A 19,767-nucleotide genomic window follows, 5' to 3' on the forward strand; every position below is an offset into this window, starting at 1 on the left:
CTGACTTCCGCTGCGGTGCAAGCCTCAGCCTTCCGGGCGCGCCTTGTCCTTGCGGCAGGCTCCGCCCTCGGGAGCCAGGGTGATCTCGACTCGCCGGTTGGCATTGCGCCCCTCCTCCGTCTCGTCGCTCGCCACCGGCTGGCTGTCTCCGGCACCGCGAACCTCGAAGCAATCGTCAGGGATGTCGCCCATCCGCTGCATCCAGTCGCGGACAGCGGCTGCCCGATTTCGCGAGAGTTCCAGGTTGCGCCGGGCATCGCCGGTCGAGTCACTGTGGCCGGTGATGATGATCAGCCAGCCGGGCTGCGCCTTGATGTCGATCAGGCTGTTGACCAGCACCTTGTCCGACTCGGGGCGCAGCACGGCCCTGCCCGGCGGGAACAGCAATTGGCCGTCCAACCGCAGCGCCCGGGGTTCTGGCTGCGGCGACGCCGGTTCGACCTGCACGGTTTGCCAGCCGCGGCTGTACGCCCAGGCAAACAGCCCCGTCAGCAGCATCAGCGCAACCAGCGCCAACAGCCACGGCCAGAGCCAGCGGCGCCTGTGCTCGGCCGTCAAATCGCCCTGCTCCGGCTCCAGCGCCGCCGCTGCGGGAACATCGGCATCAGGCTCACGCAACACCGCAGGCAACGCCACGGGCATTGTGGCCGCAGGCGGATCGACCTTCGGCAGCGACGCTGCAACGCTGGCTCCCCGGGAGGCCGGCGGGTCCACTTCGGCCGACAGACGCCTGATCAGCCCCTGCAACTGGCTGCGCAGGGCCTCCAGCGACGCCAGGGAGACCTCCGCCCGGCGTTGCAGCAGTGCCTCCAGTTCCTCCAGTGGCTGCCCCAGTTGCAGCAGCTCCGGCAGGTCCGCGTCGGACAACGGCAGGCCGCGCAGCCACGCGCGCAGCTGTGCGAACAACCAATCGAGAATCTCCACGCGAACTGCCGCAGCACGCGGCCAGAGGCTGTTCCATTCGCCGGCCAGCAGCGTGCAGGTCAGCCGCAAGCCCTGGCTGCCCCCCGGTAGCCCGTACAGGTGCGCCCTGGCCAGAGCAAAGGCGATCACCGACTGCAACTCCATGCCGTGCTCGCGGAACAGCACCAGACCGAGGTGCTCCACCCGCGCCCAGTCGATATCCGGCTGCGCTGGGTGGCTCAGTTTCGCCAGCTCGGAACCCAAGGCGAGAAACAGGGCATGCCCCTGGGGATTGCCACCCAGGCGCAGTTTCTCCTCGACTACCGCCCCTTCGTCATCCAGTTGCGTTGCCATCAGTGCACCAGATGATCGTGCTGCTTCAGATGGCGCATGAGCACCTTGCCCTGAGGGTCCAGCGTCGTGCCGAAAGTGGCGCGGGTACCGTCGCGCAGTTCGACTTCCAGGTTGTACTCCAGATGCCCCGGGAGCCTTTGCGGCAGTAGCAGCACCTGCACCGCAGCAAGGCGCGGCTCGTACTTGCGCAGCGTGCCGGTCATGGTCCCCATCAGCCCGTGCGCACTGCCCGGCATGCCGTGGAGTATCTGGCTCATGTCCGGCAGGCCGTAATCGGGCAGGTGGCTGAGCGTGCCGGCGCGGCAGTTGAGGATACGCAGCAGGTTGTCGAGCACCGACAACAGAACCTGGTCCTCTTCTCGTACCTGGTGCAGGTCCAGTTCGCCGGTGAAGTTCTGCAGCAACAGTTCGTACAGCGACGGGTTCTGCTCGCTCACCACCAGGAATCCTTCTTCGGAGCTGGCACCAGGTGCAACGCGTTGTCGCCCAGTTCGATCACCCGGGGCAGGTCTGGATCCAGCTCGTCGCGGGCCAGCAGCAGGCGCCAGGTATGGTTTTCCGTATCTGGCGAGCGGAACAGCGCGACCACCGCGACGTACTGCGCCTCCGCGGACAATGGCACGTTCAGTTGCGCCCCCTCGTCAGGCTTCACCACCAGCCGCTGCGAATCCAGCAGGTCGCCGGCCAGGAGGCTATCGCCTTCGTTCAACAGCCCCTGGTAGTCCGCCGCATCCATGCTCTTGCGGTCCTTCAGCTGATAAACCCGGACCATCGTCGACAGCGACAAGCCGGACATGTCAGTGCTCTGGGTGTTGAGAGCGGCACGGGCGTTCAGGTCCAGGTGCAGCACCTTGACCTGCTTGTAGAAAATGCCGTGGGCAAGCGTGCTGCCCCCGTCCACGGCGCGCTGGGTCAGTCCGCAGCCACCAATAAGCACGCAGGCCAGTGTGGCGGTGGCCAGCAGCATCCTAAATACGGTACGCGACATGCTGTATCTCCCTGGAATTCATGTTCTCGGTCAGTCCCTGGTAGCGCCCGAGGTTGACGGTGACGCACGGCTGCCCGGCCTGCTCCGGCTCATCAGGATCGAGCCCGAGCACACCGGTCAGCCCGAGCCAGACCGGAGGGCCGCCGAGCACCGGCCTGGGCAGGCATTTCACTGGCAGGGTCAGTACCAGCCTGGCATTGCAGCGCCACCCCAGGTACACCCGCAGGAGCACCAGCAGGTCAGTGTGCAGCTGTCGCCCTGGCAGCCAGCCCTGGGCCTCGGCAAGGTCTTCGGTGGCCAGTTCAAGCTGTACCTGGCTATTGGCATCCGCGCCCAAGCTTCCCAACGGAGTGCCCTGGGAAAGGCTCACCGGGTTCGTCCGCGACAGGCTGGCGGGTTGCGCCAGTGGCACCTTGCGCGGCCAGTGCGGCGTCACCCGCACCTGGGTGTTCGGTGCCAGCAGCTTCACCAGAGCACCAATGCCCTCGGCGTTTCGCGTCGGCAGGCGCATGACGCTGAGCAGCGCGAGGAAACGCGAAACCGGCGTGGCGATGTGGTTGGCCGTTCCCGGTATGCCCAGGCCGATCAGGCCCAGCAGGCACTGCGAGGTCTTGTCCGCGCCGCCGGGCTCGAAGGTGGCCGGATAGGAGTACTTGCGCCAGATGCGGTAGAACTGGGTGAAGACCCGGTGGTTGAAGATGTCGAGGAAGGCTTCGAGCGCTTCGTGGCCCTCCCGGCGCTGGGCGATGTCGTCCAGGTAGACGGTCGGCAAGGGCGAGTCGACCCCGTATAGCCCAAGCAGACGCGTCCGCACCGTGGGCGGTCGCTGCGGGTGCTCCTCGTCGTACTCGATGGCCTTGAGCTCGCCGCCGGGGAAGCCCATGCCGGGGTGCGGGCGAAAGCGCACCGCGTCATCGCCGGGGCGAGTCGTCGAGCCCAGCAGCGGGTTGCCCGCCGTCGCCGCTTCGAGCAACTGGCAGAAGCGGTACAGGTTCGCTTCGGCAATCCGCCCGCCCAGCGCCTCCAGCAGGCCGCTGGCCTTCAGCCGGGAATACGCTGACTGTGATTCTCGTTCCATCGCAGGCACTTCCCGGTAGGTTGCAGGATCAGCGTGAGCTGGTTGAACAGGTGGATGTCGGCATACAGGGCGAAGAAGCGGTTGAGCATCTCGCCGAACAGGCTGATGTCGCCCTCGCCGCTGAAGCCGTTGGCGTCCAGCGTCACCTCGATATCCACGCCGCGCAGCAGGAAGCCTTTCTCGAAACGCTGGATCAGGTGATGGCGCACCTCGACGATCGCCGCCAGCCGCCGGCGATTCAGCTCGCTGTGGGTCCAGTCGTAGAGTGCCAGCGTGCCGCGGAGTACCTCGGCGTTGTCCAGCATCGGCAGGAAGTTCGAACCCAAGTGACTGAGGACCCGCCAATGGAAACGATCCTGGTTGGGTGGGTAGCACGGCAAGGTCGGCGCACACAGGTTGCGTACCCGCAGGCCGGCCAGCGGCGACTTCACCAGTGAGTCCAGCAGCGTGCTCTGCAACGCCTTGCGCGGCAGCTGGCCGTTGGTGCCGGTGAGGCGCAGGGAGAGGCTTTCCGTCTCGCTCAGGCGGTCGGCGTCGAAGCCTTCGCCGCCCAGGATCAGCCAGGTGTCGTGCATACCGTTGGCGCCACGCTTCATCCGTGTATGGAAGTAGCGCTCGGGGGCATCGTCGCGCAACATGCCGCCCTTGTGGCGGAAGCTGGTAAAGGGCACGTAGTCGCGCTTGCTGGAGTGTTTGGAGGACGAAACGCTGTCCACCGAATAGATCTCGGTGTGGCCATCCTGCAGGCGCATCGGCCGCAACAGATAGTCGGTCTGCAGGGGCAACAACGTCAGCGGGTCGGCCTCCAGGGCGAACAGATTGATCACCGGCACGGCGTGCAGGCGCAAATGTTCGGCCGTCAGCGTGAACTCGTGCGGCCACTGCTCGCTCAGCACCACGTCCAACTCGAAGCCTGACAGCTCCGCGGGAATCGGCATCTGCTCCAGACCACGGAGCGTGACGAACATGAATTTCTCGCGGAAGGTGAAGTACTCCAGGAGCAATTGGTAACCGCTGAAGGCACTGTCGCCCTTGGGCCAGAGTCGGTCGTCGTCGCCGAACCCCCTGGGCGAGAAATGCCCGTCGAGCCTCAATCGGTCGGTCTGGCCCGGCACCCGCACGTAAAGCGTCTGCGCATTCAGCGTCAGTGCGCGGTGCAGCGCACAGGCCAGTGGGCCATCCGCATTGAGATAGAGCGGCAGGCTGCTCAGGTCGATCAGCGACCAGTCCGCCAACGGACTGCAGGCGAAGCGCAGGCGCAGCACCGAACGGCCATCCGGCTCGTTGGCCACCCGCACCGATTCGATACGCATCGGGTTCAGGGTGATGTCCTGGGTGGTGGTGTAGCGGCAACGCGTGCGCTTGGCGCCTACCGGCTGCGACAGGACCTCGAAGCCCCTGGCGATGGTTTCGCAGCGCTTCATCTCGCGAATGTCCGGCGCCAACTCGACCACCGACAGCGACGGGATGGTGCGCAGGTAATGCGGCCAGAGCAGGCTCACCAGCCCCTCGGTCAGCTCCGGCAGGTCATCGTCGAGTTTTTCGCGCAGGCGCCCCATGAGGAAGGCGAAGCCTTCGAACAGGCGCTCTACATAGGGGTCGCGCGCGCCGGCCTTGTCCAGGTTGAGCTGCGCCGCCCGATCCGGAAATGCCTCGGCGAACTCCTTGCCCGCCTCGCGCAGGTAGCGCATTTCGGCGTCGAAATAGCGCAGCGTCAGATTATCCATGCTCACAACGAAAATCCTGAAAGTAAGAGGGACCTAGCCACAGAGCACCGCGGCACGCACCGGATCGACTGCCACCAGGGTGGCCAGCAGATGCTCCATGCGCTGGGCCAGCGCGGCCTTGTCGACGTCATTGCGCTGGGCTTTCTGCCGCAGCAACTTGAGCAGGCGGGCCTTGACCTCGAAGCCCAGCTCCGGCTCCCAGGCATGCAGGTTTTGTTGCTGGGCGACACTGTCTAGTTCGCCCAGCAGGTAGGTCGCCAGATCGCTCTTGCCGTACTGCTCCGCCACCCGCGCCATCAACAGACGCAGCAGCCAGCGCTGGCGCCCGGTGTGCACCTCGGGGCGGGCCGCCAGCCAAGCCAGTGCCGCCTCGACGCCATCACTGTCGGCCTGGGCCAGCGCCTCGCTTTCCAGCGCCAGGATGTCGTCCGTTGCCGCGCTGGCGCTGATTGGCGTGGACATCCAGGCCGCCGCTTGATTGCCGCTGACGTGCTGCGTGATCCAGTCGCGCGTGGGCTCGGCGGCAAAGGGCGTGCCGTCGCTCCAGCGCAGTTGTTCGATGCCCGGCAGACGATCGAGGAACATCCCCAGGTCGCGCTTGACGATGTCCGCCCACGCCTCGTACGGCACTCCCAGCTTGCCCAGGCTCTGGCAGAGGTACCACTGCAGGTCCAGCCAGAAATGGTTCACGCCTTCGGCGTACATGCGCTCCACCTGGTCGAGCAATTCGCCCCAGCTCTGTTGCAGATACAGGCGTTTGAGCTGCGCGCGGTACTCGGTGCGTGGAGGCACCAGGCGGGTATTGCCATTGGCCTCCTGCGGCGGCGACTGGTGCACCGTGTCCCAGCGCAGGCCGGTCAGCAGGCGGTGAGCCGCCAGCCAGCCCAGGGGCTGTTCGCGAAGATAACCGGCCAAGGCCTTGCCACTGTCGAGCAGGTCGCGCCCGGAGTTGATCGCCGACATCGCTGGCGCGGCCGGATGCGCCGTGGGCTCGGCCTGCACGGCGCTGTTCTGCGGTACCAGCGCGTTCACCCCGCCGGACTGCGTAAGGCGTGCGCTCAGGGCGGCATAAAGCGCCCCCAGGCCCGGCCGCTCGCTCTTTGGCCAGGCGGAAACGATCTGCTCCAGCCAGGCCAAGGCAGCGACGGTGCGCTGCGCCTCGGCCTTGACCACTTCCGGGAACAGCGACAGGCCATCCAGCACCTTGCCGCTGGCCACCCACTCCAGGGCCACGCGGCGACTGTTCGGGCGGCTGGGCAGGACTTTCCGGGCGAAGCGTTCGAGCAGCGCCGCCAACAGCTCCAGGCTATCCGCGAGCCCCGCCTCGCCGTCGCGTTGCGTACGTGCCCAGAGGTAGTAGGTGACAATCCTCAGGTCCTTGCAGCGCTGCTTGAGCAACCGTTCCGCCAGCCCTATCACCCGCTCCACATCGGCTCCGGAGAGCTTGTTGACCTCCTCGCGCAAGTGCTGGAAGTCATCCTCGTAGCCGGGGTCCTCGCCCACCGGCGCAGCCTTGCTGATGGGTTTCAGCCAGGCTTCCCAGTGGCTCGCCCGGGCCTTGGCCAGCGCCACGGCGTCCTGCCCATCCAGGCAGGTGGATATCAGTCCTTGCAAACTCATCGGTGTGTCCTACATCCCCAGATATACGGCGCAGCATCAACGCTGATCTGCATGCAGCGGCTATTGCCCCATGTACTCGCTCTCGGCGTTGGCGTAGGGCAATGCCTGCCCCGCCCCGACATCGAAGATGTTCGCCGGCAGCTTGAAGCTGCGCAGTTGCAACAGGGCCAGCGGCCCGTTGCCCAGCTCGGTGCGCAGGTGCCAGGTCAGCGGCAATTTGTCCGGCGCGGTCAGCACCAGTTCGAACAGCGAATTGCTGTCGTCCAGGCGCCTCACCTGGGCCTGCTCGAACAGGCGGATCAACCCCCAGACTCCCGAATAGTCGCCGAACAGCCGCGCCCCGCCCTTGAGGCTGGTCCAGCTCAGCGACGCCCCGGGATGATCGGTGCCGCCCGGCCAGGTGAACTGCTGCCAACTCTCCATCTGGTTGAAGTACTCCAGCGTCACCCCATCGAGGATGAAGGTCGTTTCCACCACGTTGCGCACCGGCTTGGCCTGCAACTGGAAGGACATGCCCATGCCGCCATCGGTGTAGAGAATGTCCGCCAGCTCGCCCAGCTCGTTCACCGCCTTGAGGAACTGCGGGTTGAAGTGCAGGCCCTGGCTATTGCCGCTGTCCGGCACCCAGCGGTTGCCTTCCTTGTGCAGCACACCGCCCAGTTGCGAACTGATGAACTGGTCGATGCGCCCGGTGCCGGAGCGGATCATCTGGCCGAGCATCGGCAACGAGGCATCGCTGCCGCTGACGGCGAAGGGATAGCGACCGTCGAAGGCGCGTTCCCAGTTGCCGACGATTGCCCGCTGCCACTGGCGGTTCAGGCCGGCCGCCGAGGGTTGCAGTACGCCTTCCCAGGCCTGGTTGAGCGGCTGCACGAAGAGGTTCTGGCCAAAGCCGCTCCATTCCCCACCCAGGCTGGCGGCGATCAGGCTGCCGTAGTCCAGGGTATCGGTGAGGTCCACGCTGGTGCCCTGGAATACCGTCTGCGCCAGGGCCTGGGTCATCGCCTGCGGGTTGGCGGCATTGGTGACCTGTTGTAGCTTCAGGCGCACCCGCGTCACACGGGTGAGGAAGGCTTGCAGGCTCAGGTTGTCGCCTGTGGCCGTCGCGGACTTCTCCTTGCCGAGCAAAGCGAGGATCGGCCCGAAGGTGGTATCCAGCGGGCCCCGCGGGCCAGCGGCGTTCTGGTCGATCACCGGCTGCTTGTCCTTGTCCAGCAACTGTTGCGCCGACTTCATCAGCGAATCGGAAAGGGCCTCACCCTTGACCTCGGTCTTGCCCTGGTAAGCCAGGGTGTTCATCAAGGCGATCAACGGCGACTGGCGTACATCGCTGAGCAGCGTCAACTGTGCAATGGCGTCGGAGAGGCTGTCTGCCTTGCGCCAGCGGGTGCTGTTGAGGAAGGCCAGCCACGCGTCGCTGAACTCCTGGAAGTAGCGCTCGGTCAGCTGGGCCTTGAGCACCTCGGGTTTGAGGTCGCTGTCGAGGGTGCTCTGCTGGTCGCTCAATACCCAGTCGATCGCTTCGCGCCGCGCCTCGGCCACCTCGTCAATGGCCTGGCGCACCTGGCCTTCCCAGGCCTGGCGGGTGAACACCCCCGGCACGCTGTTGGGCGTATCGAAGAGCATCGGGGCGTCGGTCTCCCCGACCATGTCGCGCAAGGTCAGCGCCGCGTAGTTGTTGCTGGCGCGATCGAGCACCTGCTGGTACAGGTTGGCCACGCCATTGCGCTGGCCCAACTGGCCCAGCAGTACCTGCCGGGCCTGGGATACCAGGCCGGGTTGCGTCTGCGTGCGCCACTCGGGATGCGCCGCCAGGTGCTGCGCGTAGAAGGCCCACAGATTGGGCGAAAGGTCCTGCCAGAGGCCCGGCGTAACACCGGGGCGAGCGGCCTCCTCGCGGGTCAGCAACTTGCCCAGGAACTCCGCATCGGCCTTTTCCGGGCGGGCCATCATCAGATAGGCCTTGAGCTGGGCATGCGCCTCTTCCGCCCGCGAGGCACGCTCGGGGCTGTCTGCCGGCAAGTCGGCGAGCTCCGTCAGTTGCTGCTCCAGGTGCTGCGTCGCCACATCGCGCAGCAATCGGTTGTTGGCCTCGGTGTAGCGCGGCCACAGTACAGCCAGCAAGGCATCGTTCTGGCTCAGGCCGAAACGCTGGTACCACGGCTCGCCGTGCTCGCGGCGATAATCCAGCCGCGCCATCTCGCGGGTCAGTTCGTGCAGGGCCTTGAGCTGCGCATCCGCATCGCCCGGCGTATTGATGGTCGCCAGCGCCGACTCCACCGTGGCGATCTGGCTGCGGTTGCTGGCGAAGGACAGCAGCAAGGCCAGGGCGCAGAGGCTGGCAAACGCCAGTCCGGCGATATAGCACCCGCGCGCCCAGGACCAGGCCAACCGACCGCCTCGGGATTGCTTGTCCCCCAGCACCGCACTCCAGCTTGCCTCCGGCCACCAGGCATTCGGTGTTCCGGTAGCGATGCCGGCGAGCTTCGGGCTGAACAGCAGGCCGCGTAGCGGCACCGAGCGGTTGAGCTGTGCCAGGAAAGGGCTGAGTGCCTGACGCCACTGGCCGATGCCGGAACGCCCCATATCCCGGGAAAGGCGCAGCAGGAAATCATGCGAAGCGTGCCCGGCAATCTGGCCCATCCCCCGCTCACGCAGCGGCACCACCAGTTTGCGCAGTGATGCCTCGATCTGCTCTGCGGTGACGTTTGCCGGCAGCAGGCAACCCACGGCCTGCCCCTCGCGACCTTCCTGCACCCAGCCACTGGAGCAAACCTGCCACAGGTACAAGGGTGCCTGCCAGCGCAGCGCCTGGCTCAAGTCGCGCAATTGGCGCACGCCGGTACTCAAGGAGGCCACGTCACTGCCCTGCGCCTCCGTCAGCGCCCAGACGATACCGTCCACGGGGCGCGAGCGGCGCAGCGATTTCAACAGTGCGGTCACATCGATTTGCCACTGGCCTTTGAGCGAACCGCCATGCACTAGTACGGTGTCCTGGCCTTCCAGCCAGAGTTGCTTGGTCAGCCCTGGTGCTACGGCCTCGACCTGCTCGGGCTCGCCAACTACCAGTAGCAGGCGGACCTTGCGCTTCCAGAAGTGGCCGTATTGGGCCTGCAACTGTCCAGGGATCTCTTGCTTCGGCGAAGCACGCTTGCTGGAGGGCGGTAGAGTGCCATCTGACGCGGGACGAATACCTGTCGCCACGCCCTGTTCCTGATGCTGTTGGCGTTTGACATGGGCCAGCAGCTTGGGAGCGAATCGAAGAATCAGCACAATCACCGAGAGCAGCAGGAAGGCCAGTACCTTGTCGCGATCCTCGACCAGCCCTATCCGCTCGCCATAGCGCCAGATCAGCCAGCCCATTGCCGCCAGCGCCACCACGATCAACGTTGAACCACCCACGCGGCGCCACGAGTTGCTATAGGTCTTCATGCCAACTCCCCTGGGGCGACAGTACTGATCCAACGTTGCGAGGGCTCCTGACTGAGTAACACCAGCGGTTGCTGGAAGTGCCGGCTCAGCTCAAGGCCCAACGCCGCCAGCAGCCAGGCGCTGAACGGCCCCGGCACGCCGCACAGCGACTCCTGTATCCACTGCTGCCCCACCTTGAACTTCGCCTGCTGCGCCTCCCCCATTGAGAGAATGCCCCCCAGGCTTGGCTGCCAGTTCGCACTGTCGGCGAGGATGCCGGTGGCGCTCCGTGCAGCCAGTTGGGTGTCCAGGAAGAGTGGAATCTCAATCTCCAACTGCTCGACATTCAGCGGCATCGGCCGCAGCAGCCGGCCTTGCACGGGCAGCTCCCACTCCTGTGCCAGGGCATCCGGGCACAGCAACAAGGCAGCCAATCCATCGGAGTAGGCCTTGGCGCCGTTGACCTGTAGTACCAGGATCAGTTCGATCGCCGCGCCGGGGGCCTTCAGGTTGTCTTCCAGCCATTGCAGAGAGAGTTCGCTGACAAAGCTCGGCTTAATCTGCAACCGTCCAGGCATGGCCATGAGCCAAGCTTTTCCCCACGCTGTGCGGAAGACCTCAAGGCCATCTATGTCGAGGTCACTCAGCACGGTCACCCGCAAGTCACGATCTGCAGGAAGTGCATTCAAGGCGGGGCCAACGCCTGCGATCAGCTTCTGCAACGCCGCTAGTACGCGCCCATCACCTTCTGCCGGCAGTTCGGCGATTCGGCAGACCTCTCCAGGACGACGAGGCTCACCAGGGGCGCCCCGGACGATCACGGCAGCAGACACCTGCTCCGGCAATACCACGCAACTCGCCTGCACCCCAAAGCCCCGCTGCGCCCACTGGTTCCATGCGGTCTTGGCGTCATCAGCCTGCTCCTCAAGGAACTGGAAATGACCGAGCGCACCGCCATACGTGTAGCTACGCACCGCGAACGCCAGCAGCCACGCCAGCAACGGCGAGGCGGCCAGCATCCAGGGATTGAAGCTACTCAGTTCGGGCAACCGCCCGGACACCACCAGCACGAACAATCCGATGCCAATGATCACCGCCAACAGAGCAGCGCCCAGCCAACGGATCATCGACAGCGGCGCGGGTGCCTCGATGACGTCAGGCGCACGACGATTCCAGGCCATGGCTTACAACACCGAGCAGTCGGGGGCGCTGGAAATCACCTGGCAGCCGCAAGCGCTGCGGCAACCATTCACCACCAGAGCGCGGCCGTTCTCGGACCAGTCTGTGCAACCTTCGACAATGGCGTTGACGCCATGGGCGGGGCAACTGACCTGATCACCTACCAGCGCCACCAACTTGCCGTGCACCTCATAGGTAGAGGTCGCGGAGATGACTTGGCCACCGTGGGTGGTCTTGTCACCCAGTAAAACGAATCCACGAGACATCAAGAGTTCCTTCCTTTGACAAAAAGATCCATGAGCACCAGAAAGCGAGATACATCAGTGCTTCGACACCACGTCAAAAGAACTTCTGATAACAGCACCGAATGCGATGTCATTCACCACGCCCTAGCCGAATGGCCTGCAACTTCTCAAAGCTTGGCTTGGTACTGCCGTCGGCAATTACGCTACCATCTGGGTAGATGAAGCGAGTGTGGTTACCTTCCTGTTTTACCCTTGGCCCTGCAGATTCAACCAAATATTTCTCATGTAGCACGGGTTCAAATGAAACCATGTTCGCTTTTAGCGCTCGAAACGTGAGAAAAAAATCCCCCTCCCCATATAGCCGAGCTTGCTTTTCGTACTGACCAAGAAACTCCTCATCGACCCAAGGATAATAGTCTTTCTTAATAACCAAATCCCCAGAAACGTCTTCAGGCTCTTCTAATAGAGATCTTCGCTGAGGCTGATTTTCGTCAAATATTACAATTACTCCGCCCCCCTTCCCGACTTAACATCCTGTCCAAATCGCGTAGTGTTTTGGTAACGAACACCAAAAGTCACATTACTCAGTTGCCACTTGCAGCCTCCGCCGCCATCACGGGCTACATTCGCCACGTAAAGATCACTCTGCCCCTGGCGTTGAGGAGTTACTTCAACGGCGTGATAACCGTCCACCTCGAAACGCCCTCCACTGCCATCGGAGCGCTGTGCCGGGCATTTCTCGGAGCGATACATCACCCGTAACGGGTCTGCCGCCAGGTCCTGCGGAACCTTGATACGGAAGGTCACCTGCGCGCCACCAGGCGGGGGCGAGAGCGCTTGGCTCTGTGCACAACCGCTAAGGCTGATCAACATTACAAGAACTACTGATAGCAGTACTGAATGCGATGTCATTCATCACGCCCTAGCCGAATGGCTTGCAACTTCTCGAAGCTCGGCTTGCTGCTGCCATCAGCCACTTTGCTGCCGTCAGGGTAAGTGAATTGGGTATAAACTCCTTCTTTCTTTAATTTTGGGCCTACCGAATACACCACGCCATTAGCATGCAGCCTCGGCTCGAACATTACGACTTTTGCCTGTGGTGCTTTGTAAGTTAGATAAATATCGCCATCACCAAAAAGCCACGCACGCTTTTCATGACGGATAAGAAATTGCTCATCGACCCAGGAGTAATAGTCCTTAGTGACTAGAAGGTCCCCATTGACCTCTTCGGGGTCCTCCAGCAAAGAACGTTGCTGCGGTTGATTATCGTCAAACAAAACAATAATACCCCCGCCACCTCCGGGCAGAACGTTTTCTCCAAAGCGCAAAGTGTTTTGGTAGTGCACACCGAAGGTCACGTTGCTCAACTGCCAATGACAAGCGCCACCGCCATCACGGGCTACAGTCGCCACGTACAGATCACTCTGCCCTTGGCGTTGCGGAACCGCTTCGACAGCATGATAACCATCCACCTCGAAACTTCCGCCACTGCCATCTGAGCGCTGTACCGGGCATTTCATGGAGCGATACATCACTCGCATAGGGTCTGCCGCGAGATCCTGCGGAACCTTGATACGAAAGGTCACCTGCGCACCACCAGACGGAGGCGAGAGCGCTTGGCTCTGTGCGCAACTGCTAAGGCTGGCCAGTAGCGCCAGGGCACCCAAGGCGGAAGAAATGCGGGAACGCTGGTTCATGGTATGAGTTCCTCCACCTTACTTGTCGCGACCTGGGGCGGTACTCGACCGTGCGAGCGTGCCCGCATGATCTCGATGGGTACGCCAGCTTCCTGCTCCACGCAGAAACGCTGCAATGCCTCGCGGCCACCTTCCATTTCCTGGGTCATGCGCAGGGTCATGGGCATCAGCTTCTGTAAGGCAAGGAAATGCTGGTTGCGTTGCAGCTCCGCCTTGGGAATATCCTTGTGGCTCATCTGCTCTTCGAAGCGCTTGCGCTGTTCCTTCCGCACCAACGCTCGAGTAGGGTCGCTTAGTTCCAGCAATTGGTTATGCAGGAACGGCAGATACGCATTGATCATGGAATGATCCATCGGGTTGGTACGGCCGTTACTGCGGTCCGGGTTGGTGTGCGGCGGGAAGTAACGTTGCATGCTTTCTCTCGACAACGACTTCATCAGCGCCTTTTGTTCCTCCCCGGCGTAACGGCTGGCGGCATCATCCAGGCTGGGCACCAGATAGAGGAAAGCGCGCTCGGGCAGAGGCGCCTTGATGGTGTTGTAGTAAGGAGCGCCGAGACCATCCTTGCTCTTGTAGGCCGGGTAAGCTGACGCGGGGATAATCGTGTGCTGATCGGCGCGATAGTGCATGGCGATCTTGCCGTGGTGCCAATAGGGATCGCCGAACCCCGTGAGTTTGCTGACCAGCAACTCGGGCACCGACCAGACATAGCCCAGGTCCGGCCCAAGCGGGCCGAAGGCGCTGTACAGCCAGTTATCCAACTCCGCCTCAGGCGGCACGCTGGTGATGGTGTCGGCGTCGTTTACATGTCGGAAGTGGGTGAAGGCACTGAGGCTTTCCACGGCCTTCTGCGTGAAGGTGCGGGGCATACCGTAGGTATAGAGCAGAGGGTTGGCATTTTTCAGTTCCGCGGAATGTATTAATGCCAACGCGCCGCCAAGGCTGTGCCCACAGATGAATAGCTTCTTGTTGGTAATCTCTTGCTCAATTTCTAAAAAGCGGGTTGGAAATAACTTCTTCGCAATCTCGAATGCCTGCAAAAAACCGTCATGGACGCTGCCCGTCGCCGTCAGGAAAGTGCATTGGTTCCCCGACTTTTTCACGTCACAACCGGTGCCATCGGCAGGTCGTGGTCGATATTGGGCATCCGTCAGCCAATCCGTAGGTTCCTGGGTGCCACGCCATGCCACCACCACCTGCGTCTTGTTGCTGAAATAGAACAGTTGGGTGTTTTCAATGATGTGGAACGGCGTGCGAGGGTCACTCGGCAGCGTTTCCGCCTCGGTCGAGTCCAACATGATCGCGGTGGTGTAGCGCTCGTTGAAGGGCACATCCACCACTACAGCCGGGAACTTCTGCCCTTTGGGGTCCAGCATCGTCGGCGTACGCGACAGGTCCAGGCACTGGCGGAAGAACAGTTCTTCCACTCCACCAAATATCACCGCCGGGTCAACCACTTTGCCCGTCTTCTTTGCCGCCTTGCGCTGGTCTTGTACTAGCGTGCTGTATGACAGATTGGCCATCAGCCCCAGGTTGTAAGCGTTGACCATGCTGTACTCGGGCTGGTGATGCAGCACCAGTTGCCAGGCACGGAAGGGGCAGACTTCCAACACATGACGGCGATCCAATTGCTCAGCCGGTACAGTGAAACCTTTGAAGTCCGGGTCTGGAAAATGGAAGCCGGGCTGTTTCTCTTTTTTCGTCATGGGCGGTTTGAGAGTCGGCAGCCGGTCGCTCAATTGCCCAATGCGCACGTAGTGGTACAGGTGCCCCGCTGCCCGCGCTTCTTTCTCTCGCGGTGAGAAGCCTGGTGGTGATGGCTCGTAGGTATAGGCGTGGACCTTCTCCACTGGTGTTTCGGCACGCATCGGACGCAGGCGCCGTGTTTGCAACTCTTTGGCGAATGGATCAGCGGCAATAAACAATGTAACAGCGAGTAGCTTAAGCCCCTCCAGTCGGATCACTCCGTTGGCATCGCTCTGCCCCGTATACTCCTTGATCTCACCACTTCGCACAGCATCATTGACTGCCCGGTACGTCTGGTTAGGCAAGGAATCGCCACGCTCGTCGATGAGCTGAAACTCAAGCCAGTGTAGTTTCTGAGGGCCACACAAAACGTCTTTACTTGGGCATAATGTATCTGTTCTATGCAATCTATCGTTCATGCCAGCTCCTCAGTCCGCTTCATATCTTGAGCCAAATATTTGATTAAAGTTATTTAATGAATTTTCCGTAAATCAATAATCCTAGAACTAACAAGCAAGCGGATATGGTTAATCCTGCAGCAAAGCGCATGCGCACAAGGATGCCCTTGGGAAGTTCATCCAGTTCTTCAGGCAACAAATCCCCCCTCGCAATATGAATACTAGGCCAAAGGATTGAGCCGGTGGCTATCATCAGGACGGTGCAGCGCCCAGCGATTGACCCGTTACCCCAGATTTCATAGTACGAAGAAATCACTCTAATTTCGCGAAACACCTCGCCCACCTTTCTTGCATCATGGACTGCCATATAAATAAGCAGCAGCGCCAAAATCACTACTAGCAAAATAAATGTGAGGATAGTAAAAACTGCGACCTTCTATTCCTCCAGAGACGCCTCAGCTAGTCATAGTGCAATTATGTATGCAGGTGCTCACAGGTCGCATACCAAATAGCCATCAGCCACTGAGAGGCCATATTATTCGAACAGAGATATATCACGGGCAATCTGCCTCTATGTCGTAGTTCAAATAAAAATACAAATGCCCCTCAACCTTATCGGCCTGCTTCCGATAGAGATTAATCCCTTCAGTCCCGTAGCATGATTCAATTACAACCTCCCCACTGGGAGTCGGCGCTCTCAGAACTGTGGGTGAGTCTTCTGTTGTGCCGGGAGCATTTACCACTAAGAAGCCGACAAATCCATCAACCTTTCGATAATCAATTTTTTTTGCATCAACCTGATAGACGAGGCCATGAGAACCGCCATCCTTATAGAGGCTCTGACTCGTCCCTATAAACTTCAAATCTTTTCCTTTCAAAACGCCACAGCACTTTGTTTCATCTTCAATGGAATACTGATATTCCACAGCACTTCCACGCGAAATTCTTTTATCAGTATGGATGTAAACCTTGCCCTCCCCCCCCTTTTCTACCCCCTCGATAAACCCCATGCTAATTTCTTCCGCCTGGCACAGAAGAGAAAACAGAGTCATGCACAAAAAAGCAATGAATCCACTCATGATTAATGCCCATCATCAGACCAGTGGGGAGCATCACTAACCAGCTTTCTGACACCGTAGCTAGAGCCTACTTGATAAAGAATGGCAGATGAAGAAATCAAAATTTCCACTCCTTGCCCATTCACGACATTCCTATTCATAACATTTGACAGTGTCATATCTATAGCGCGTCCTTGCGAGTGCCTCGACACTAAAGCAGGTGGATGTACGATTTGATACGCACTCTTCATGGCTCTCGCGGCTTGTTTGGAGCGAGCCAAATCAATTTGACCCTGCGCATCGCGATGGACCCACTCAATATCAACCCCTTCCATTTCGGGAACATCCTGAGGAGCAATCGCCCCCGCCGCGATCCGAGTGCAATAGTGCATGAGATATGCTCTTTCAGGCGGCCTAAGAGTAGCGGAGATGTCCACGCCCACCCCCGCAGAACTCAGGGCAGCGATAAATCTATCTACATTCTCCCTGAATGGTGAAATAAGGTCGACAGTTTGTCTGCTCGTAGGGAATCGTTCGACCCATTGAGCTCCACTCAACTCCTTTTCAACATTAACAACAACAGGAGCGGTATCTGCTACAGGAGTTAACTGATACTGTTGCACGCCCGAGTTAGCATTGGCAGGTGTCTGAGCAACTGCCGGAGTATTCTGTTGAGTCATGATACGGGGCCTCGATAGTTGCGAATATGGGTGATGTAGACGAGAGTTTTTTCGTTAATCCTTGATCATCAGATACGCCCATGACTATTTCACCAGTATCAAGAGTCACCTTATAAGGCACGTTCGCCTTGGTCCGCCCAGTTTTAGGGTCTTGCAGCAAGAACTGAATGTCATATTTAGCTTCCTCCGGAAACTCAATACTCAAATTGTCCGGTGTCAGAGTATGAAGAGGCATAGTCCTGCCCTCTCTGTCCGTGACGCCATTAAATACTTCTCCAGCCGCGGTCTTTACCCGATATCTGGTGAACGTCATCGGCGCCTGAGCATCATCCTTCAGCACATAACGTGCGCTATAACCGCCCGGCAAAGGCGTTGGCGGGATATTCAGGTTTGTGCTGCCGAGCTTCTGCACATTGGCAGCTTTGAGATAAATATTGCCGGGAGCGCCGAGCTCGATATCTCCGCCCTTGATGCGGATATAGGCGCCGGCACAGTGCAGCACTACCTCTTCCGGGGCTGTTATCTCTACTCGACCGCCTGTGCTTTCGACCTTGACCTCGTTGCTGGCCAGCGCATGCAGGTCACCATCTTGGGCATGCAGCTCGACCTTGCCGTGGGCTGCTTTGAGTTGCATGCCTGATGATTGCGCCAAGACGCTGACAGAATCCTCGGCAACGGCTGTGAAGTCCCGACCGGAACTTAGGTCGAGGTTCCGGCCAGCCATGATTCCCACACTTTCGCCACCGGATGAGATGCAGATAGTTTCGGGGCTGAGGATGCCTACGCCCTCAGGGGCATGTACCAGCACGCCGGGTTTGGCCAGGGTATTTAGGGCCTTATTCAGCCGAATCTGGCTGTCGAGGTCGCCTGGTTTCACTTGGGCGCCTAAGGCAGCCGCGCGCATGGAGCGCGCCAGAGAAAGAGCACTGTCTAACTGCTCGATGGCAGCATCCATCTGCAGTACCACGCCCTCAGCCTTATGCTGCTCATCTGCACTGATGAACACGCCCTTACCCGCCCGTAGAGACCCCCAATCATCGGTTCTCAGCTCAAAGCCTTCACCGCGCTGCTCACGCTGCGCATCCACCAGGTGGCCGAGGTTGAGCTGGCTCTTGCCGGAGTATTCGGTGCTGACCTTGATGTGTTCCTGGCCACGGGTGTCGTCCAGGCGAATCTTGTTGTTCGCTGGCGTGCGCAGGACGTTGCGCTTGTGGTTGTGGATGGTGACGTGGTCGGGTTCGAGGTTGGTGTGCAGGGCGTGGGCGATGAAGGGTCGGTCCGGGTCACCCTGCTCGAAGGCCACGGCCACTTCGGTGCCGGCCAGCAGTGGCAGGTGCAGGCCGTGGGTGTCGCCGGCGTAGGGCCGCGCCAGGCGCAGCCACATGCTTTCGCGGCCGGCGGGCCAGGTGTCGCGGTCGAAGAGGAAGTTGACGCGGTAGCGCCCTTCGCCATCGATGTGGCTGTAGGGGTCGTTCTGCTGCGGGCTGGTGACGCGCGCGGGTACGGTGCCGGCGATGCGTGGTTTGGCCGGCACTGGCGGGCGGAAGGCGATGTTGCCGTCGGGGATGGCTTCGAAGCGCACTTCGAAGCTGCGGTCACGGGCGGCGGTGCAGTGGGTGAGGACAATCAGCGCGCCTTCGTTGAAGGCGGCCGGTGCGCCACCTTCGACCTTGAGTACCTGGCCGGGCGCCAGGGCGGCGCTGCTGCTGGCACCACTCAGGCGAAGCTGGTCGTTGAGGTAGCGCTCGTGGGCCAATTGCGCGAAGAAGATGCCGCTTTCGGCATGGCCTTCTTCATCGCCGCGCGCCAGGGGATCGCCGAGGGTCTGGTAGGGCTCGTCGGCGTAATGGTAGGCCTCGCCGTAGGTGGTGCTGGCGCCGCGGGTCAGGTCGGCCTGGCCGTCGAGGTTGGCGCCGGCGTCGCGTGAGTAGTAGGCGCGGGAGCTGACCAGTTGCTGGACGACCTGGTGGCTGGCCTGCAGCTCCCAGACGGCATCCTGGCCGCTGCTTTCCAGGCCGCTCAGCGGGCGCAGCGGCAAGCTCAGGTCGCGTTGGTAGTGCATGGGCGAGTCGTGGAATTCGACTACATCGATCTTCAGGCGCGCGTCCATGCTGAAGCTGAACCAGATGCCGCGTTCGGCGCATAGGCGCTTGATGTAGGCAAGGTCCGACTCGCCGTACTGCAGCAGTTGCTCGTGCTGCTTGTACGTCCTGCCGAGGTCGATGAGGAAGTCCTGCCCGCGCAGGCCGTGGCGGCGGAGGATGCTTTCCACCACTTCGGGCACGCTCTGGTTCTGGTAGATGTGGAACTGTTGGCCCTTGTCGAGCAGGGCCAGGTGCGGCTCGAGGGTAAGTTCATAGCGCGCCTCGTCGCGGGAGGCGGACAAGCGCCGGAAGCGCGTGACCACGCCGTGCAGGGTGCGCAGCGGCGCCAGCGCCGGCGGGCTGAAGCCGCGAATGCTCAGCGAGGGCGGTGCGGCGTGCAGGCTGAAGCTGGCGTCCTTGCCGAGCATCGTTTCAGCGGCGATGTCGAGGTTGGGGCTGGTGACTTCGATGGCGTAGCAGAAGGTTTCGCTGAGCGCTTCGGTGCCGGAGAAGGCCAGCACGTCCAGCAGCGCGCCCTGGCCATCCACGGTGACGGTGTGCCGGCTGTGGTCGAAGAAATTGCGTAACTCGGTGAGCAT

General features: G+C 61.3%; 14 protein-coding genes. All 14 read right to left on the bottom strand.

The features are described from left to right. Positions 1-24: 24 nt before the first annotated feature. The 14 genes from N5C91_RS24210 to vgrG all read right to left on the bottom strand — a co-directional run bounded on the left by N5C91_RS24210 (position 25) and on the right by vgrG (position 19,767). Positions 25-1,257 (bottom strand): OmpA family protein, encoded by a 1,233-nt coding sequence (locus N5C91_RS24210; RefSeq protein ID WP_279832542.1) that lies wholly within the window; start codon positions 1,255-1,257, stop codon positions 25-27. Continuing rightward, entirely contained in the window at positions 1,257-1,694 is a 438-nt protein-coding gene (tssE, locus tag N5C91_RS24215; protein ID WP_279832543.1) for a type VI secretion system baseplate subunit TssE, read from the bottom strand. The genes N5C91_RS24210 and tssE overlap by 1 nt, the downstream gene beginning before the upstream one ends. After that, positions 1,691-2,245, bottom strand: coding sequence for a type VI secretion system lipoprotein TssJ (gene tssJ / locus N5C91_RS24220; protein WP_279832545.1), 555 nt, complete (start codon positions 2,243-2,245; stop codon positions 1,691-1,693). Before tssJ ends, tssE begins: the two co-directional genes overlap by 4 nt. Beyond that, positions 2,226-3,323, bottom strand: coding sequence for a type VI secretion system baseplate subunit TssG (tssG, locus tag N5C91_RS24225; RefSeq protein ID WP_279832546.1), 1,098 nt, complete (start codon positions 3,321-3,323; stop codon positions 2,226-2,228). Before tssG ends, tssJ begins: the two co-directional genes overlap by 20 nt. Beyond that, positions 3,287-5,056, bottom strand: a complete 1,770-nt coding sequence (tssF, locus tag N5C91_RS24230) for a type VI secretion system baseplate subunit TssF (protein ID WP_236173452.1) — start codon at positions 5,054-5,056, stop codon at positions 3,287-3,289. Before tssF ends, tssG begins: the two co-directional genes overlap by 37 nt. A 27-nt stretch (positions 5,057-5,083) precedes the next feature. Further along, the gene (gene tssA / locus N5C91_RS24235) at positions 5,084-6,670 is read right to left on the bottom strand and encodes a type VI secretion system protein TssA (protein ID WP_279832549.1); all 1,587 of its coding nucleotides are present in this window, start codon (positions 6,668-6,670) and stop codon (positions 5,084-5,086) included. A 60-nt stretch (positions 6,671-6,730) separates the two neighbouring features. Continuing rightward, positions 6,731-10,102 carry an ImcF-related family protein gene (locus tag N5C91_RS24240; RefSeq protein ID WP_279832550.1) on the bottom strand — a complete coding sequence of 1,124 codons (3,372 nt, stop codon included), beginning with the start codon at positions 10,100-10,102 and terminating at the stop codon, positions 6,731-6,733. After that, a complete protein-coding gene (locus N5C91_RS24245; RefSeq protein ID WP_279832552.1) occupies positions 10,099-11,262 on the bottom strand; it encodes a hypothetical protein in 1,164 nt (387 codons plus the stop codon). The genes N5C91_RS24240 and N5C91_RS24245 overlap by 4 nt, the downstream gene beginning before the upstream one ends. A gap of 3 nt (positions 11,263-11,265) precedes the next feature. After that, complete coding sequence (locus N5C91_RS24250; RefSeq protein WP_279832553.1) at positions 11,266-11,526, bottom strand: PAAR domain-containing protein; 261 nt, start codon at positions 11,524-11,526, stop codon at positions 11,266-11,268. Positions 11,527-12,413: 887 nt separating this feature from the next. Next, the gene (locus tag N5C91_RS24255; RefSeq protein WP_279832554.1) at positions 12,414-13,202 is read right to left on the bottom strand and encodes a hypothetical protein; all 789 of its coding nucleotides are present in this window, start codon (positions 13,200-13,202) and stop codon (positions 12,414-12,416) included. Continuing rightward, positions 13,199-15,367, bottom strand: coding sequence for a lipase family protein (locus N5C91_RS24260; RefSeq protein ID WP_279832556.1), 2,169 nt, complete (start codon positions 15,365-15,367; stop codon positions 13,199-13,201). Before N5C91_RS24260 ends, N5C91_RS24255 begins: the two co-directional genes overlap by 4 nt. A 533-nt stretch (positions 15,368-15,900) precedes the next feature. Next, positions 15,901-16,425 (bottom strand): hypothetical protein, encoded by a 525-nt coding sequence (locus tag N5C91_RS24265; protein WP_279832558.1) that lies wholly within the window; start codon positions 16,423-16,425, stop codon positions 15,901-15,903. Positions 16,426-16,427: 2 nt separating this feature from the next. Then, entirely contained in the window at positions 16,428-17,084 is a 657-nt protein-coding gene (locus tag N5C91_RS24270; RefSeq protein WP_279832559.1) for a hypothetical protein, read from the bottom strand. Further along, positions 17,035-19,767 (bottom strand): type VI secretion system tip protein VgrG, encoded by a 2,733-nt coding sequence (vgrG, locus tag N5C91_RS24275; protein WP_279832561.1) that lies wholly within the window; start codon positions 19,765-19,767, stop codon positions 17,035-17,037. Before vgrG ends, N5C91_RS24270 begins: the two co-directional genes overlap by 50 nt.

Origin of the sequence: Pseudomonas sp. GD03903, assembly GCF_029840045.1 — a bacterium.
Taxonomy (GTDB): domain Bacteria; phylum Pseudomonadota; class Gammaproteobacteria; order Pseudomonadales; family Pseudomonadaceae; genus Pseudomonas; species Pseudomonas pseudonitroreducens.

What these genes read in the sequence shown, in the direction of transcription:
- tssA (WP_279832549.1), bottom strand. Translation starts at nt 6,670, where the DNA reads ATGAGTTTGCAAGGACTGATATCCACCTGCCTGGATGGGCAGGACGCC.
- N5C91_RS24210 (WP_279832542.1), bottom strand. Translation starts at nt 1,257, where the DNA reads ATGGCAACGCAACTGGATGACGAAGGGGCGGTAGTCGAGGAGAAACTG.
- N5C91_RS24270 (WP_279832559.1), bottom strand. Translation starts at nt 17,084, where the DNA reads ATGACTCAACAGAATACTCCGGCAGTTGCTCAGACACCTGCCAATGCT.
- N5C91_RS24265 (WP_279832558.1), bottom strand. Translation starts at nt 16,425, where the DNA reads ATGAGTGGATTCATTGCTTTTTTGTGCATGACTCTGTTTTCTCTTCTG.
- tssJ (WP_279832545.1), bottom strand. Translation starts at nt 2,245, where the DNA reads ATGTCGCGTACCGTATTTAGGATGCTGCTGGCCACCGCCACACTGGCC.
- N5C91_RS24250 (WP_279832553.1), bottom strand. Translation starts at nt 11,526, where the DNA reads ATGTCTCGTGGATTCGTTTTACTGGGTGACAAGACCACCCACGGTGGC.
- tssG (WP_279832546.1), bottom strand. Translation starts at nt 3,323, where the DNA reads ATGGAACGAGAATCACAGTCAGCGTATTCCCGGCTGAAGGCCAGCGGC.
- N5C91_RS24240 (WP_279832550.1), bottom strand. Translation starts at nt 10,102, where the DNA reads ATGAAGACCTATAGCAACTCGTGGCGCCGCGTGGGTGGTTCAACGTTG.
- N5C91_RS24255 (WP_279832554.1), bottom strand. Translation starts at nt 13,202, where the DNA reads ATGAACCAGCGTTCCCGCATTTCTTCCGCCTTGGGTGCCCTGGCGCTA.
- vgrG (WP_279832561.1), bottom strand. Translation starts at nt 19,767, where the DNA reads ATGCTCACCGAGTTACGCAATTTCTTCGACCACAGCCGGCACACCGTC.
- N5C91_RS24245 (WP_279832552.1), bottom strand. Translation starts at nt 11,262, where the DNA reads ATGGCCTGGAATCGTCGTGCGCCTGACGTCATCGAGGCACCCGCGCCG.
- N5C91_RS24260 (WP_279832556.1), bottom strand. Translation starts at nt 15,367, where the DNA reads ATGAACGATAGATTGCATAGAACAGATACATTATGCCCAAGTAAAGAC.